Source organism: Psychrobacillus sp. 05T411 (assembly GCF_056396485.1).
The window spans coordinates 115,601-130,521 of sequence record NZ_JBFTLO010000009.1 but is presented as its reverse complement, the minus strand read 5'-3'; the positions used below and the strand labels follow the sequence as shown (position 1 = coordinate 130,521).

Sequence of the window (14,921 nt, the reverse complement as noted above, 5' to 3'; positions counted from 1 at the left end):
CTATTAGCGACTATTTAACGACAATTCGAAATTGTCTAGACAGTCTTAAGGGGGATATAGTATGGGGGAAAAAGAGAAAGTAGTTTCTAAAAAGGAAATGTCTTTATTATGGGCGATGATTCCATTACTTGTGATGATTTTATGTATGGTTGTTGCAGTCGTTGTTTTAGAACAAGGACCACATATACCGTTGATCATCGGGACGTCCGTTGCTGCATTAGTAGCTTGGAAGCATGGATTTAAGTGGAATGATATTGAAGAAATGATGTACAAGGGGATTAAATTAGCATTACCAGCAGTCGTTATTATTATGTTAGTAGGATTGACGATTGGGGCTTGGATTGGCGGAGGAATAGTCGCTTCCATGGTATATTTTGGCCTAAAAATCATTACTCCGGCCTTTTTCTTAGTAACAATTTGTGTTATTTGTATGATTGTCTCCCTTTCAATAGGTAGTTCTTGGTCTACTATGGGAACTATTGGTGTCGCAGGAATGGGAATTGGGCTGAGTATGGGAATTCCAGCTCCAATCATTGCGGGTGCAATTATCTCAGGATCTTATTTTGGAGATAAGATGTCGCCATTATCAGATACGACCAATTTAGCAGCAGGTTTAACTGGTACTGATTTGTTTGTACATATTCGCCATATGTTGTTTACTACAGTTCCAGGAGTCATTATCGCTTTAACGGTATATGGTTTTCTAGGGATGAAATATAAAGAAAGTAATATTGATCAGGAAAGTATTCAACAAGTCATTCTGATGTTAGAGAAAAGCTTTGTCATTTCTCCATGGTTATTATTGGTGCCAGTTGCTGTAATCGTACTTGTAGTGAAAAAAGTACCAGCAATACCTGCCTTAGTAATAGGAATTATTTTAGGTTCTGTCGCACAAATAGTCGTGCAAGGGGGCAGTCTTTCCGATGCTTTCACAGCACTTCAAAGTGGTTATGTAATTGAAACCGGGAATAAGATGGTAGATGGTCTATTCAATAGCGGCGGATTAGATTCGATGATGTATACCGTATCGATGACAATTGTCGCGATGACTTTTGGAGGGATTTTAGAGTATTCTGGTATGCTGCAATCGATGATGAAACAAATACTTAAACTGGCAAAGTCCGCAGGTTCATTAGTTGCTTCAACGATTATTGCATGCTTTGCTACAAATGCGACATGTTCTGAACAATATATTTCCATCGTTGTACCATCTCGCATGTTTGCTGCTGCTTACACAAAGATGGGATTACATTCGAAAAACCTTTCACGAGCTTTGGAAGATGGCGGAACACTAACGTCTGTCTTTATCCCTTGGAATACTTGTGGTGTCTTTATATTAGGAACTTTAGGGGTTGGGGCATTTGAATACGCTCCGTATGCAATTTTAAACTACGTTGTTCCACTTCTATCCATTGGATATGCAGTAACTGGATTTACAATTCAAAAATTATCAAAAGCAGAAATAGTAGCCATGCAACAAAAAGAAACAGTGGAAGCGTAAAAGGAAAAGGAAAGTTCAGCATGATTGAACTTTCCTTTTCATCAATAAGTAGGGAAGTTGAACTCGTAAATAGAACGGGGGCGTCCTTGTTGGTAAGTCATTTCTTCTCCAATAATACGTGCATATCCTTGATCTACTAGCTTTTTCAACAAACGTTCCGTTGTACGCCTACTTACCTGTAAATAGATTTCTAAATCATATGCTGTAAATTCAATTGAGCCATGCGAGCGACTAAATTGCATGATTTTAGATAAATTTGCCGGACTTAATGTTGTTTCTTTTGCTATTTTCACCAGTTTAGGATCATTTGTTTTGAGTTGTATTTGCTGTTGACGATTAGGATATGGGCCAAGTAGTTCTTTATGATCGGTTATTAAGTAAGCGGTGTTCGCAGCTGTATACGGCAAGGCATCTTTTGCATTTTGTGTTGCTTCTATAACCGTCTTTCCGTAGCCGAACGCAATTTTGATAGGTCTTTTAGCAAGGTCAAACCAATGTTGAATTGTATTATTTTCAAGCGCTATTTCCACATTACCTTGGGTTGAAAAGAACGTATATAAATGATTATCTGTTTGAACAAAGTTTGCTTGAATAGTATTAGCTATTTTCTTTAGCACTTCTTCTGAAATTACTTCATTTGATTGGATGTATCCAATAGCAATTTTTGCAGATTCGCTTTTTACTAAAAGCGCCATTGACTTTGCTTCTTCTAGTCCTTTTAAAATTGAGTTTTTAGAATCTAGCATTCGAATGACAGGAACCTTATTGTCTTGTAATGCATGAAAAACGGCGTGAATACTCGTAATTGAGAGGGAAGTTTTTCCGCTATGGTATAATTTTTTGTGAAAATTTACGACTTCTTCTAATTCAAAGGTTGGGTCAATGGTTAGCATATGTGGATATTGTTCCGACTGCCCGATGTCCTCCAATACGTTTTGTATTAACCGTGGTTCGATTAAATCAATGGAAAGCTGTTCAATAGGAATATTATGAGAAAAATAAACGGATAATAAGGTTGTAGTAATCACCGTTTCATCCTGTTTTAAATAATGGGTCGGTACAGGTAAATCTTCACTTGCGCCTTTTGCATATATGTATGGAAGGGAACCGGAGAAAAATACGACATCGCAAGGTTTAATCTTTTTTACTATTTCGGTTGCATCCACCGGCGATTGATAGATATAATAATCCAATCGAGTAGAAACTAAATCATGTTCCAGTTCTTTTAATCGGTCGATAAAGTTAGCAGAACCTAGCACAGCAATTCGAATATCCATAAGTAGTCCCCTTTTTTTGAAACATTAACGTCTATTTAACGACAACTATAACGAAAAACTAAAAACTTGTAAAGAAAGTAGGAAAATGAAATGAAAATCAAAGAAATAGAAATATATGCTATAAGATTACCGCTAGTAGATCCATTTATCATTAGCTACCATACATACGACGATATGCCTTCGATAATCGTAAAAGTTAAGACAGAAGAAGGGTTAATTGGATATGGTGAAGCAGTTGCGGATGAGCATGTAACAGGCGAAACATGGGAAGCGACATATGCACTACTAAAAAACACATTAGCACCGTTACTAATTGGCGAGAATCCAATGGAATTCGAACGCCTACATGAAAAAATGGACAAAGCAGTATATCAAGCACMTGCTGCAAAAGCGGCTCTTGATATTGCTTGCTATGACCTAGTAGGGAAAAAACTAGGGGTACCGGTCTATCAATTACTAGGTGGACGTTACCACGAGAAGTTCCCAATTACACATGTCTTAAGTATTGGAACACCTGAATCGATGGCAGCAGAAGCGGCAAGTCGTATGAAAGAAGGATATGCATCGTTTAAGATGAAAGTCGGAACAGAAGTGCAAGCAGATGTAGAACGTATCCAAGCTGTGCGCGAAAGAGTAGGACAAGACATTGCCATTCGTGTAGATGTGAACCAAGGTTGGAAAAACAGTGCAAATACTATTACTGCCATGCGTCAACTGGAGCATTTGGGACTGGATTGGCTAGAGCAACCTGTAGTAGCAGATGATTTCAACGGTATGGTTGAAGTAAAAGCAAAAACAAGCACCCCTCTTATGATGGACGAAGGTTTAAGAGGATTCCGCGATATGCGCGAACTAATCGAGAAGCAAGCGGCTCATAAAGTAAATATTAAGCTCATGAAATGTGGAGGCATTTACCCGGCCATGAAACTAGCGCATATGGCAGAAATGGCAGGAATCGAGTGTCAAATTGGTTCCATGGTCGAATCTTCTATTGGATCTGCAGCAGGATTCCACGTAGCATTTTCGAAAAAGGCATTCACAAGTGTTGAGTTAACAGGTCCATTAAAATTCTCAAAAGACGTTGGAAATCTACACTATGACGTGCCTTTCATTCAGTTAAATGAACGCCCGGGACTTGGAGTAGATGTAGACGAGTCTATATTGCAAGAGTTAACTGTATTTCAGACGAAAGTAAGTGGTGTCTAAATGAAAGAATGGACAGGTAAGCTTGGTGAAAAAGAATATGTAGTTCGTGTGTTGAAAAAGGATAGTTTGGAAGATATTTTACGCCTCCAGGATCTTGTTTTAGGCACGCTAATAAACAATGACTTTTTATCGCCAGTAACGAAGGAAGAATACGAAGACTTTGTATCGAAGAGCCTAATGGTAGGTGTATTCGTAGAGGATAAGTTAATCGCATTTCGCGCATTAGCCATACCTGAAATAGACGAAGATCACCTTGGTTATGATATCGGACTGAAAACAGAGCAATTAGATCAGGTTGTCTATCAAGAAATTACAAATGTGCACCCAGACTACCGCGGATTTGGTTTACAAAAAAAACTTGGAGCTATCGTAATGGAACTATTAGACGCCTCTCCATATACGCATGTATGCGCAACAGTGGCACCTTTTAATATTGCAAGCTTAAAAGACAAGCTAAGCCAAGGTATGGTCATAGGTGCTTTGAAAAATAAGTATGCGGATATGCTGCGCTACGTATTTTATAAAAAATTGCATGAAGAGCGTAAAGTTGGTGGCGAAGTGTTAGAAATCAACATGGCTGACACCGAAAAACAGCAACAACTACTTGCAGAAGGCTGGATTGGAACGAGTATTTTTCAAATAGATGAAGAATGGTATGTAACTTACGAGGAAAAAGGATTGTATATGTAAGAAGATGGTTAAGGGCAACCAAATGTGCGTGAAAGCAACCAAAAGAGCAGTGGAAGCAACCAAATCTCTGCGAAAGCAACTAACCGCAGAATGAGAGCAACCAAATCCTGCCCAAGAGCAACCAACCCAAAAACACAGCTTTAAAAAAGAGGTTATGTTAAAGTTTTTAGTTGATTTTGAGTAAATATCAACGTTAAATAAGTTATTTTATATTGAAATGAGCTTGGAAAATGTATTACCAAGCTCATTTTATTTTATGACAGTTTTTTTAGTAAATCCCATAAGGAAGCCACTTTATAGACATTTATTATCCGAAAGCTAAAATTCGGGTTATTGACTTTGTATAACTGTTTTATATATATTAGAAATTGTCTGTATTTTCTAATGAAAAGGAGGGAGTCATTGCAATGAGGAATATATTTGAAGAAGAACTACAAATCTTGAAAGAAACTACGTTTATATTGGATAAGCAATTAGTCGAACTAGAGAGTGTTCCAGTATATTATGGTGAGGATTTTAGTGAACAAATTCTAGAAAGTATGAGGGAATCTAGAAGGCAAAATCTACGTATTGCTGTACAGCAACCATATTTTGGACGGTTAGATTTTCAAGAGGATGGTCAGCTAGGGCCAGCTCCTATTTATATTGGAAAAGTCGGTGCATCTAATGAGGAGACGACGAAACCAATTGTTATGGACTGGCGTGCACCTATCGCTAGTATGTTTTATTCATTTACAGGTGGTGAGGAAGCGGCTTTTTATCATTCACCAGATGGTTTAATAGAAGGTTATGTTCATTTAAAAAGGAATATTGCCATTCGTAAAAGGGAATTAGAACGGGTTGTGGATACATATGTAAAAGGAAGTGAAGATGTCTCTCCTACAGATGATTTTCTCTTATATAAATTAGGGGAAAACAAGGATAATAAATTAAAAGACATTGTTTCTACCATACAATCTGAGCAAAATAATATTATTCGTGCAGAGAAGAACATGCCACTATTAATACAAGGGGTCGCAGGAAGCGGAAAAACAACCATCGCTTTACACCGCCTTGCTTTTTTAATTTATCAATATCGAGAACAGCTACAAGCAGATAGAATGGTAGTATTTGCACCAAACAGTTTGTTTTTAGATTATATTTCCGGTGTGCTTCCTGAACTGGGTGTAGGTAATATTAAGCAAACTACATTCCAAGATTGGGCGCTACGTACATTAGATAATGCGGTGAAATTACAAAAAACGGACGAAAAGCTGAAGGAATCTTTTGAAATCAATCGTAATGATAACAAGGTTATGCTTGGTAAATATAAAGGAACAATTAAATTTAAGTCATACATTAAAGAAAGTATCCTTCGATTGGAAAGAAATCTCGTACCAGAAAAAGATCTAGTCGTATGGGATGATGCTGTTATAAAAGCAGAAGAGATAAAAAAATGGATGCAAGTTGAATATAAGCATTATCCATTAATGAAGCGTAGAGAACGTTTGATTGGTCGGATGAAACGATGGATTGAAATAGAACTGAAGAAGTTCGAAGGAACAGATGAGACAAAAGCATTGAAAAAAGAAGCTACTAAAAGATTAAACGCTTATATGAAATTTTGGCCTAAAATGACCCCACTATCATTTTACAGTTCATTGATGAAACAAAAAGAAATATTAGAAGTCCTACCTGCAGAACTTGTTCAAGAAACAGTAAAAAATTGCCGTGATAAACAACTATATGTAGAAGATCTAACTCCTCTTATTTATATTCACCATCAATTAACAGGAATAGAGAGTGGTCAAAAATTTCATCATGTAGTGATAGATGAAGCACAAGACTTTTCACCATTCCAAATTCATATATTAAAAGAGATCACATTGGGTAATTCTTTTACGATTTTAGGTGATTTATCCCAGGCCATCTACAGTTTTCAAGGAATTGAGGACTGGAACGACTTTAAAGAAGTATTTCAAGAAACAGGTTATTATGAACTGACGAGAAGTTATCGCTCTACGAGAGAAATTATTGATTTTGCAAATGATATTATTAAAAACGCTGAAATTCCAGTAGGTCTTGCAATACCTGTGTTCCGTAGCGGTAAGGAAGTAAAGATTATTTCTACGGATAATCAATTTGCCGAAATGATGAAGACGTTACAAATTATGCTGAGTGAAAATGTGAAAACGATAGCTATAATAGGCAGAACAGATGATGAGTGCCGTGATATGTATGAAAAGTTAACAGCAGCAGAAGTTTCTGTCAATGTCATTGAAGCTAATCAAATGAAATATGAGGGTGGTATTTCTGTAGTACCAGTATATTTAGCGAAAGGGTTGGAATTTGATGCAGTAATACTTATAGACGTGGATGAAAGACACTATAAGGATACAAAGCAGGATGCAAAATTATTATATGTTGGATGTACAAGAGCGCTCCATGATTTGAGGATTTTCTATTCCGGAGAAGCATCCCCTTTACTTCCAGCAATAAAAACAGTTGATAAAAGGTAGGCTTTGCTTTAATATAAGCCAAAAAAGAAAACGCCTAGTGCGCAAATTACTAGGCGTTTTTTCGTTCAACTAAGTTTTTTCCCGATCAAAATCTCCAGGTCTACTGTTATTTCCGCAGATTCACTTTCTAAAAAGGCTTTCAATTTTTCTTCTGAAGCTGCCCAAGTTAAAGGAGTCATGCGAACCAATGCATGGATGAGTGGATTGTCCAATTTTACCGTATATTGTATCCGTGAAGTACTCACCATTTGAAAATTGTCTTTAAATAGATCTACTGTATCTGCATTAGAGTATGCTTGTTTTTCGGGTTCATCATAGACAATCTCTCTTAATTCTTTCAAATAATTTGTTTGAGGGACTACTTTGATCACTAAGCCATCGTTTTTCAATAGGCGATTAAACTCGGCGTAATTGGAAGGGGATAGGATATTCAAAATAATATCAAATTGTTCCTCTTGAAATGGCATTTTCGCTAGATCGGCTACTAACCACACTTTATTGGAATAGTTCTTAGCAGCCGCTAAGATACCTTCCTTGGAAATATCGATACCTACTCCAGTTACAGGTTTCTTTAAATCAGCACTAACCGTATCGCATATGGAAGATAGATGTGAGCCTTCGCCGCAACCAGTATCTAGGATAAATGCTGGATTTTCTTGTTCTTTAATAATGTGAGCAATGGCGCTGCTTAATGGTTCGAAAAAGTGACCTTCCGCAATCAGCTTTCTGCGAGCCTCGAACAAATCATTTCCGTATTTAGTTTTTATCGGATGGCTAAGCATATTAATATATCCTTGTTTACTAAAATCATATGTATGATTATATTCGCAAACTAAACTTTGTATTTCATAAACGCTCATGGATGAGTCGCAAATGGGACACTTGAAAATGGATTCCAATCCACTTACATATTGTGCGCTTTTCATTCTGTTGGTCATTTTAGACAAAATAACACCTCTTGTTTTCTTTAGAAGATGAACGAATGACCCCTTAAGTAAGAATGCGGGATATTTGTTTATAAACAGTGTAGCAAGGCTATTTTTTAATTGCAAATAACGTTAAAAAGCAAAGAGGATAAAACCACCTAAGGAATAGAAGTCCACTAGGTGGTTTTACTTTTTCTTCTAAAGTTCAGTAAAAAGTATGAGGTTCACTCAAGACCTATGACTGAATACAAAATAGGGAATTCGAATTATAGTGGGAATAATAAGAATTTTGGCGAAGAGCACTTAGGATCCGGGTGAACCTCGCAATGGAAGGAATGCATGAAAATGAAAAACCTATATAACGATTCCCGATTTCGTTTAATTATTTTTGCTAATATTGCTTCGTCTATTGGATCTGGTATTACGATGATTGCGATACCGTGGATGCTTGTATCAAGTGAAAATGGCAATGCAGTATTTGGTTACGTTACCATATGTATGACAATCATTAGTTTCTTCATTACCCCGCTAGTTGGCAATCTAATCGATAAAATGTCACGAAAGAAATTGCTTCTAACGAGCAATATAGCAAGTTTTGTGATGTTGCTATTTTTTTCAGTTATTGGATTTGTAGGTCTGTCTTATGAGGTATGGCATTATATAATCATTTATATTATTGGCAGCTTATATTACACAATTTTTTTCCCAACGATGTTTGCTTTAAATCAAGAGCTATTCAATAAAGAACAATATAAAACGCTAAATGGCACAATGGAAGTTCAGGGGCAGTTATCAAGTGTCATAGCTGGTGCATTAGCTAGTATTTTACTGACTAAGTGGGATTTGCATTATATTTTGCTCCTTAATGTATTTGCTTATATTGCAGCAATTTATTTATACATAAAAATTCCATATGTACGACTTAAAAATAGCGAGACGAATGGATCTTCCAAATCAAAAGGCACTGAAGGGCTAATATACATGTGGAAACGTCCTGCCATGTTCTTGTTTTTATTTTTTTCGATTATGCCATTTATCGGGGTTATGATTACCAATTACTTGTTTCCAGTATATTTAGCGGATGTGCTAAAAGCTTCCGGCAGTTTTTACGGGATTCAAAGTATGGTTTATGGGGTAGGAGCAGTAATTGCGGGAATTATGGTGCCTATTATTGCTAAGAAACTGGGGGATGAAAAGACAATCGTATATAGTGTTATTACTTATACCATTGCTATTTCGTTAATTGTTGTCGCTAATATTCCTTTTTACTTATCCCTTATGTTTTTTATCGCACTAGGAAACAGCGGTGCGCGTGTTGCCCGAAACTCCTTCTTAATGGACCGCATACCGAATGAAATAATAGGAAGAGTGGATAGCTTATTTCGATCGGTTGGGCTTCTATTAAGGATTGTGTTACTTAGTATTTTTACAGGTATGGTATCAGCGGGTCTCATTATTTATTGTTTCCTTATACTTAGCGGAATACTAATCATTGCCTCTATATTCGTAACTTCTTCTTGGAGAAACGGTTTCCAGCTTACTGAAGAAAGTATGGGTATTAAGGTGAGAAATAAATCATTAGCAAAAGCAAAAACTTGAATGAACCACCAAAATGTGTATAATGTAAATTAATTGTATATGTAAAAAGTTTTCTAGGGTTCCGCAACGAGTAAGTTGGTCCGTGACCGAGAGAAAACGCGCAGCTACTGCTGTGTCACGGAAGGATAAAAGCCTGGGAGAAACTGTTTTTACAGTTCTCCTAGGCTTTTTTTATCTTCATTCAGCAAATTTATTTGCTGAATGAAGATAAAGCCTCCGGCGGATGTCACAGACTTTGAATGGAGTCAATCGAGCAAGCCCGATTCAAAATCTGGACGCAATTACGCCGAGGCGTAATTGATTTTATTAAAATTTGGAGGGATTTTTGTGAACAAAAAGGAAAAACTGTTTTAAAAGTTCTGTTAGGATTTTTTTATTTATTCATATATAGAAAAATAGGAGGTTCATATTGTGTTAAATAAAGATTGGGTGAAAGTATATATTGCTGCTTTTTTTGAAGTTTTTTGGGTGATTGGTTTGAAGCATGCGGATGATTTCTGGACTTGGTCGGGGACGGTTATTTCGATTATTGTCAGCTTTTATTTGATGATTGTTGCTGGTCGTAAGCTTCCTGTGGGGACTGTATATGCTATTTTTGTCGGAATGGGAACAGCGGGAACCGTTATTTCGGAAATTCTCTTCTTTGGAGAAGCTTTTAAAGTAAGTAAAATGCTGTTAATCGTTATTTTATTGGCCGGTGTAGTTGGATTGAAATTAGTTACTAAAGACAAAATGCAAGAAGGAGATGAATCGTAATGGCATGGATTTCACTCATAATAGCAGGGATTTTTGAAATGTTTGGTGTGGCGATGATTAACAAATTGCATAAGGAACGTAACTGGCAATCGTTAGCTCTTCTGTTTCTCGGATTTGGTGGCAGCTTTTTGTTTCTAGCATATGCCATGAAAACACTTCCTATGGGAACGGCATATGCCATTTGGACAGGAATCGGAGCATCTGGTGGTGCTATTTTAGGCATGATCTTATATGGAGAACAAAAAGATTGGAAACGACTTGTTTTTATCGCGATGGTATTAGGAGCAGCAATAGGATTGAAGTTAGTCTCTTAAGGATAAAAGCGGTTTATCTTATTTCTTCCTATTCATAAAGTAAAATGCTGTACCAGCAATAAACAAAGCAGTACTTGAGGCCATTGCGATGCCGTTCCATTCTCCATTGAATAAGGTGATATTAGTCAGCGTAATAAATTGCATTAAGATAATGATGACGTATAATCCCGTTATTGGTCTCATAGTACTTTCTCCTTTGAAATATATTTACTTCTTCTCTCTAATAGTTGATAATCTTTCGTTTTAGAAGTTGGTATTTCATGTTTATATGCAAATGTAAGTAATTCATTGAAAATTTCATTAGGTGAAAAAAGAACAAGTCGTAAGTTTAAACCCTTTTTAGCACGAATGACGGCTCCTTGTGTAGCCCAACTATAACGTTTGAACTCCACTTTTTTTATTTGCGAAGGATAAATCACTCTTTTGTAAATACAAAAAGACATAAGAAAAGATTCGAAAGTCAAATGACCATCCTGAATAGTGAAAGTATATTTAACGAAAGATAGAGTCATGAGCAAGAGAATTATTAGAACGTTAATATAGAATAAGTATCCAAAAGATTGGGTGATGACATCAACTACAATATTTGTCCCTAGGATTACCAAAAATAAAGCTAAAAACGATCTTTGGGTTTTAGCATGGAAAGCCATTTTATTTCACCTCTTTAATGTATTAAATAGTCTTTGAGTAGCATAAGGAGGGTCATGTAGATGATGAAGAGACTTAAAGAAAGACTAATAGAAAAGTTAAATGGGTCTCTTTTCTCGCTTCTGTATGAAATAAATATAGTATGAGTAGCAAACAAAAGTAATAATAAACTAGTAGTTAAGGGTGAAATGAAAATAGGGATGAATAATAAGATGGCTACTATTATTTTCAAGATGGGGTGGTTACACATTTGATCTAACAAATTATCAGCACCTTTATTTGTAATATAAAGTGGATATATATGTTAATAGTGTAGCATTTGGGGAAACTGATATCTACTTATTTCAGAAAGTTCTGTTTCTAATGTGTAATATATTTCCTGAAACCATTTTTTCTTCCGTCCGTATACTAGTTAAGTAGAAAAAAGGAAGAGAGATGATTGTATGACCTTTGTTTTTATTATATCGGCAGTTGCGGCAATTGTTACTGCATTATTAGTCGTACCATTGACAGCGAAGAGAAAAGACACGGTTTCTTCTTTAATCAGCCTAGCGATTCTAACATTTATCGTATTAGCAATTGTATATTATTTAACAAATATAGACCGTAACTGGATGGCTTTGTGGCCATTATTAGTACTTGCTACTTTAGCTGGGACTATTTTATCAAAAGGAGCAGAGCAAAAAGGAAAAGGTGTGCTCTTCTTAGGAAGTTTAGTACTATCCATTTATATGCTATCAGCACCTGTTTGGAATGCAGATAAAAAATTTGAAGTAGCTAAAATGGATGAGCAAGTAGAAATTGAAGCCTTTGATGAGACGAAAACGCCTGCAAGTGTGCCGCCTCAGTTTGCGCGAAATAAGATGAAAAAAGCATTTGGCCAAGTTCCAAATACGAGTTATTATGAATTAGGCAATTTACAAATTCAAAAAGTGAATGATGCATACGTTTATATTGCACCGGTAGAGTTTTCAGGGTTTTTCAAATGGTGGAATGGAGATGTGACACCAGGTTATTTTACGATGAGCGCGACGGATTCATCGGATAATCCTGCATTTATCGAAGCAGATATGACTTACACGCCGTCCTCTTATTTCCACAAAAACTTAGAAAGACATATGCGTATGAAGCATCCGACGAAAATATTTTACGGGGATGCACAATTGGAAATCGATGAAGATGGAAAACCGTATTATATCCGTTCATACGGGAAATTCATCTCTGCTCGTAATGGTTTTGATGCAGAGGGAATCGTTGTAGTAGATCCTGCTACAGGTCAAACAGATGCTTATGCGCTGGCAGATGTTCCAGCATTTATAGATGGAGCAGTATCGCCGGAAGCAGTTAGTTTACAAAATAGTTATTATGGGAAATATATACATGGTTTTATGAATAGCTTATTCGGTAAGAAAGATGTGAAGTTGCCTTCTGATGAAGGAACAGAAGCAAATGTTAGTCCAATCTTCGGTGAAGATGGTCAAATGTATTATTTCACTGACTTTACAAGTCCAAAAGAAGGTGTCGATTCGATGCTCGGCTATTCATTAACAGATGGTCGAACTGGTAAAGCCACTTATTACACCGGAAACTTGAAAGATTCGTATATGGATTCTCAAGCAGCACTACAAATTATTGAAAAGAAATTTATCGAGAAAAAATGGCAAGGAGAAATGCCCGTATTGTACAATTTCTACGGAGAGGCTAGCTGGTTAACGCCTGTACTCGATTCGAATGGATTTTTACAAAATTACTTCATCGTATCTGCGGCAAACCCAGAAATCTCTGTATACGGAAACACACCGAACGAAGCATTGAAGCTGTATAAAACTGCTATTCAACGTGGTGGAAGCTCAGTAGACGGTAGCTCAAATGCAGAAGAAAAATCGGTAGAAGGTACAGTGGTGCGTGTGTTCAAGGAACGTGTTGGAGACTTCACACAAGTTTCCTTCTTACTGGACAATAAAGAAAACTATATTGTATCTTCCGAAATAGCTCCACTTGCGGTTTATATGGCAGAAGGGGATATCGTTCAAGTCACATACTTAAACACAGGTGAATTATTCTTACCAGTAAAGGAATTGGCGATACAAGGTATTGAGATGGAGTAAAAAGACTGTCGACTTCTCTTGTTCAAATAGATTTCCTATAATAACAACATTTCGACAACTTGGTTGAAAATCACTGCTTAGATGGTATAATAAAAACATAGCAAGGATATATTAAAAAGACTGCTCGGTGCGGTCAACACCAAACAGTCATGTAATAAAACAGCATCGCTTCAAAGGCGATCAGCAAACAGAAAGAGTAAATCACCCTATTGCTTGTGGCTCAGGGGCGGTTTACTTTTTTTCTTTCGAAAAAGTAAGAATGGAAACAATCAAACCAGCGAACGCAACAGCGAACATCAAGGCTTCGAAAGTCGACATCGGCAACATCTCCTTTCCCTATTCTTGTATGGAACAAAAATAGTAAATAGGAATAAAGGAAATGCTGACCGCCCATGAACAGCCTATTCTATTACTCTTCTATTATACCATGTACCTCTAGATTAGTTATTAGAATTTTTGGGATATATATCTAGCGAGACGACAGGAGTGATTCCTTGAAAATCCATTACTTAACAATAGGTGAAGTAGCGAAACTCAGTAATATATCTATTCAAACATTACGTTTTTATGATCGAATCGATTTATTTAAACCGATAAAAATTGATCCGAAAAATCAGTATAGATATTATCAAAATACGCAATTATATTATTTAGACATTATTAAATCGCTAAAATATCTTGGTCTATCCTTAGAAGAAGTTAAATCTGTATTAACATTGAGTCCAGAGGAACTAGTGGATTATTTGGCGGATCAAGAAAATAGAATCGAAGACGAATTTAAAAGACTAATTGAAACAAAAGAAGTATTAAAACGAAAAAAGGAACAAATTCAATCATTTGTAGTGGAATCCGATAAAATGCATGTCTGTGTTAAGGAAATGCCTGCACAAAAAATAGTGAAGATAAGGACATCAAATATAAGCGTGAATGATATTCCAAACAAAGAATATGGACTTATTAGCAAGGTGTTAGAAGATATGGGGAGTGTATTCGACACGCTGTATGGTGGAGCATTTGCTTTACGTAAATATGAATCGCTAGAAGATATTAATTATGACTACTTATTTACATATGCTGTAACAGACAAGGAAATCGAGATTAACTTGGAGGACGTAGAAATAAGTACCATACCTGCAGGCCAATATCTTAGTATTACTTTTGCATCTATTGATGACGCATACCAAATCAGTTATCAACAATTAATGGACTATATTGATCAGCATCAGATGAAAATAGAACCAATCGTATATGACGTTTGGATGCCAATCAATTTCACTGCTTCAAATGAAGACGAATTCTTAATCGAACTAAAAATACGAATTCAAGCCACTTGACCCTATAGTTACTATAGGGTTTATTTTATGTAGATAGAAAGTATTTTTTACTAGATAGCAAGGA

At 36.3% G+C, this 14,921-nt stretch carries 14 protein-coding genes and 1 riboswitch; of the genes, 9 read left to right on the top strand and 5 right to left on the bottom strand.

Annotation, left to right across the window (positions count from 1 at the left end; translation table 11 throughout):
• The first annotated feature begins 61 nt into the window (after positions 1–61).
• Positions 62–1,501, top strand: a complete 1,440-nt coding sequence (gene nhaC / locus AC1DFT_RS09925; RefSeq protein WP_477919030.1) for a Na+/H+ antiporter NhaC — start codon at positions 62–64, stop codon at positions 1,499–1,501.
• Between the two features lie 41 nt (positions 1,502–1,542).
• On the opposite strand, the gene AC1DFT_RS09920 is transcribed toward nhaC, so the two are convergent.
• Complete coding sequence (locus tag AC1DFT_RS09920; RefSeq protein ID WP_477919029.1) at positions 1,543–2,778, bottom strand: hypothetical protein; 1,236 nt, start codon at positions 2,776–2,778, stop codon at positions 1,543–1,545.
• A gap of 90 nt (positions 2,779–2,868) precedes the next feature.
• On the opposite strand from AC1DFT_RS09920, the gene AC1DFT_RS09915 reads away from it, so the two are divergent.
• From AC1DFT_RS09915 to AC1DFT_RS09905, 3 genes are all read left to right on the top strand, one after another.
• Positions 2,869–3,984: a mandelate racemase/muconate lactonizing enzyme family protein gene (locus AC1DFT_RS09915; RefSeq protein ID WP_477919028.1), complete on the top strand. Its 1,116-nt coding sequence runs from the start codon at positions 2,869–2,871 to the stop codon at positions 3,982–3,984.
• Positions 3,985–4,674 (top strand): GNAT family N-acetyltransferase, encoded by a 690-nt coding sequence (locus AC1DFT_RS09910; protein WP_477919027.1) that lies wholly within the window; start codon positions 3,985–3,987, stop codon positions 4,672–4,674.
• 407 nt (positions 4,675–5,081) lie between these two features.
• Positions 5,082–7,172 carry a HelD family protein gene (locus tag AC1DFT_RS09905; protein ID WP_477919026.1) on the top strand — a complete coding sequence of 697 codons (2,091 nt, stop codon included), beginning with the start codon at positions 5,082–5,084 and terminating at the stop codon, positions 7,170–7,172.
• Between the two features lie 65 nt (positions 7,173–7,237).
• On the opposite strand, the gene AC1DFT_RS09900 is transcribed toward AC1DFT_RS09905, so the two are convergent.
• Positions 7,238–8,110: a methyltransferase domain-containing protein gene (locus AC1DFT_RS09900; protein ID WP_477919056.1), complete on the bottom strand. Its 873-nt coding sequence runs from the start codon at positions 8,108–8,110 to the stop codon at positions 7,238–7,240.
• Positions 8,111–8,443: 333 nt separating this feature from the next.
• On the opposite strand from AC1DFT_RS09900, the gene AC1DFT_RS09895 reads away from it, so the two are divergent.
• The 3 genes from AC1DFT_RS09895 (at position 8,444) to AC1DFT_RS09885 (ending at position 10,767) form a co-directional block, all read left to right on the top strand.
• The gene (locus tag AC1DFT_RS09895) at positions 8,444–9,697 is read left to right on the top strand and encodes an MFS transporter (protein WP_477919025.1); all 1,254 of its coding nucleotides are present in this window, start codon (positions 8,444–8,446) and stop codon (positions 9,695–9,697) included.
• Between the two features lie 42 nt (positions 9,698–9,739).
• A riboswitch (guanidine-I (ykkC/yxkD leader) is annotated at positions 9,740–9,839 on the top strand.
• A gap of 269 nt (positions 9,840–10,108) precedes the next feature.
• The gene (locus tag AC1DFT_RS09890) at positions 10,109–10,453 is read left to right on the top strand and encodes a DMT family transporter (RefSeq protein ID WP_477919024.1); all 345 of its coding nucleotides are present in this window, start codon (positions 10,109–10,111) and stop codon (positions 10,451–10,453) included.
• The gene (locus AC1DFT_RS09885) at positions 10,453–10,767 is read left to right on the top strand and encodes a DMT family transporter (RefSeq protein WP_477919023.1); all 315 of its coding nucleotides are present in this window, start codon (positions 10,453–10,455) and stop codon (positions 10,765–10,767) included. Before AC1DFT_RS09890 ends, AC1DFT_RS09885 begins: the two co-directional genes overlap by 1 nt.
• A gap of 18 nt (positions 10,768–10,785) precedes the next feature.
• Here AC1DFT_RS09885 and AC1DFT_RS09880 read toward each other — a convergent pair whose 3' ends face one another.
• Positions 10,786–10,950 (bottom strand): hypothetical protein, encoded by a 165-nt coding sequence (locus AC1DFT_RS09880; protein ID WP_477919022.1) that lies wholly within the window; start codon positions 10,948–10,950, stop codon positions 10,786–10,788.
• On the bottom strand, positions 10,947–11,417 hold the full coding sequence (locus AC1DFT_RS09875; RefSeq protein ID WP_477919021.1) for a hypothetical protein: 471 nt from the start codon (positions 11,415–11,417) through the stop codon (positions 10,947–10,949). Before AC1DFT_RS09875 ends, AC1DFT_RS09880 begins: the two co-directional genes overlap by 4 nt.
• A 441-nt stretch (positions 11,418–11,858) precedes the next feature.
• Between AC1DFT_RS09875 and AC1DFT_RS09870 the strand changes: the two genes are divergently transcribed.
• Positions 11,859–13,523 (top strand): hypothetical protein, encoded by a 1,665-nt coding sequence (locus AC1DFT_RS09870; RefSeq protein WP_477919020.1) that lies wholly within the window; start codon positions 11,859–11,861, stop codon positions 13,521–13,523.
• Positions 13,524–13,754: 231 nt separating this feature from the next.
• Here AC1DFT_RS09870 and AC1DFT_RS09865 read toward each other — a convergent pair whose 3' ends face one another.
• Complete coding sequence (locus tag AC1DFT_RS09865; protein WP_477919055.1) at positions 13,755–13,841, bottom strand: putative holin-like toxin; 87 nt, start codon at positions 13,839–13,841, stop codon at positions 13,755–13,757.
• Positions 13,842–14,017: 176 nt separating this feature from the next.
• Between AC1DFT_RS09865 and AC1DFT_RS09860 the strand changes: the two genes are divergently transcribed.
• Positions 14,018–14,857 (top strand): MerR family transcriptional regulator, encoded by an 840-nt coding sequence (locus tag AC1DFT_RS09860; RefSeq protein WP_477919019.1) that lies wholly within the window; start codon positions 14,018–14,020, stop codon positions 14,855–14,857.
• Positions 14,858–14,921 lie beyond the last annotated feature (64 nt).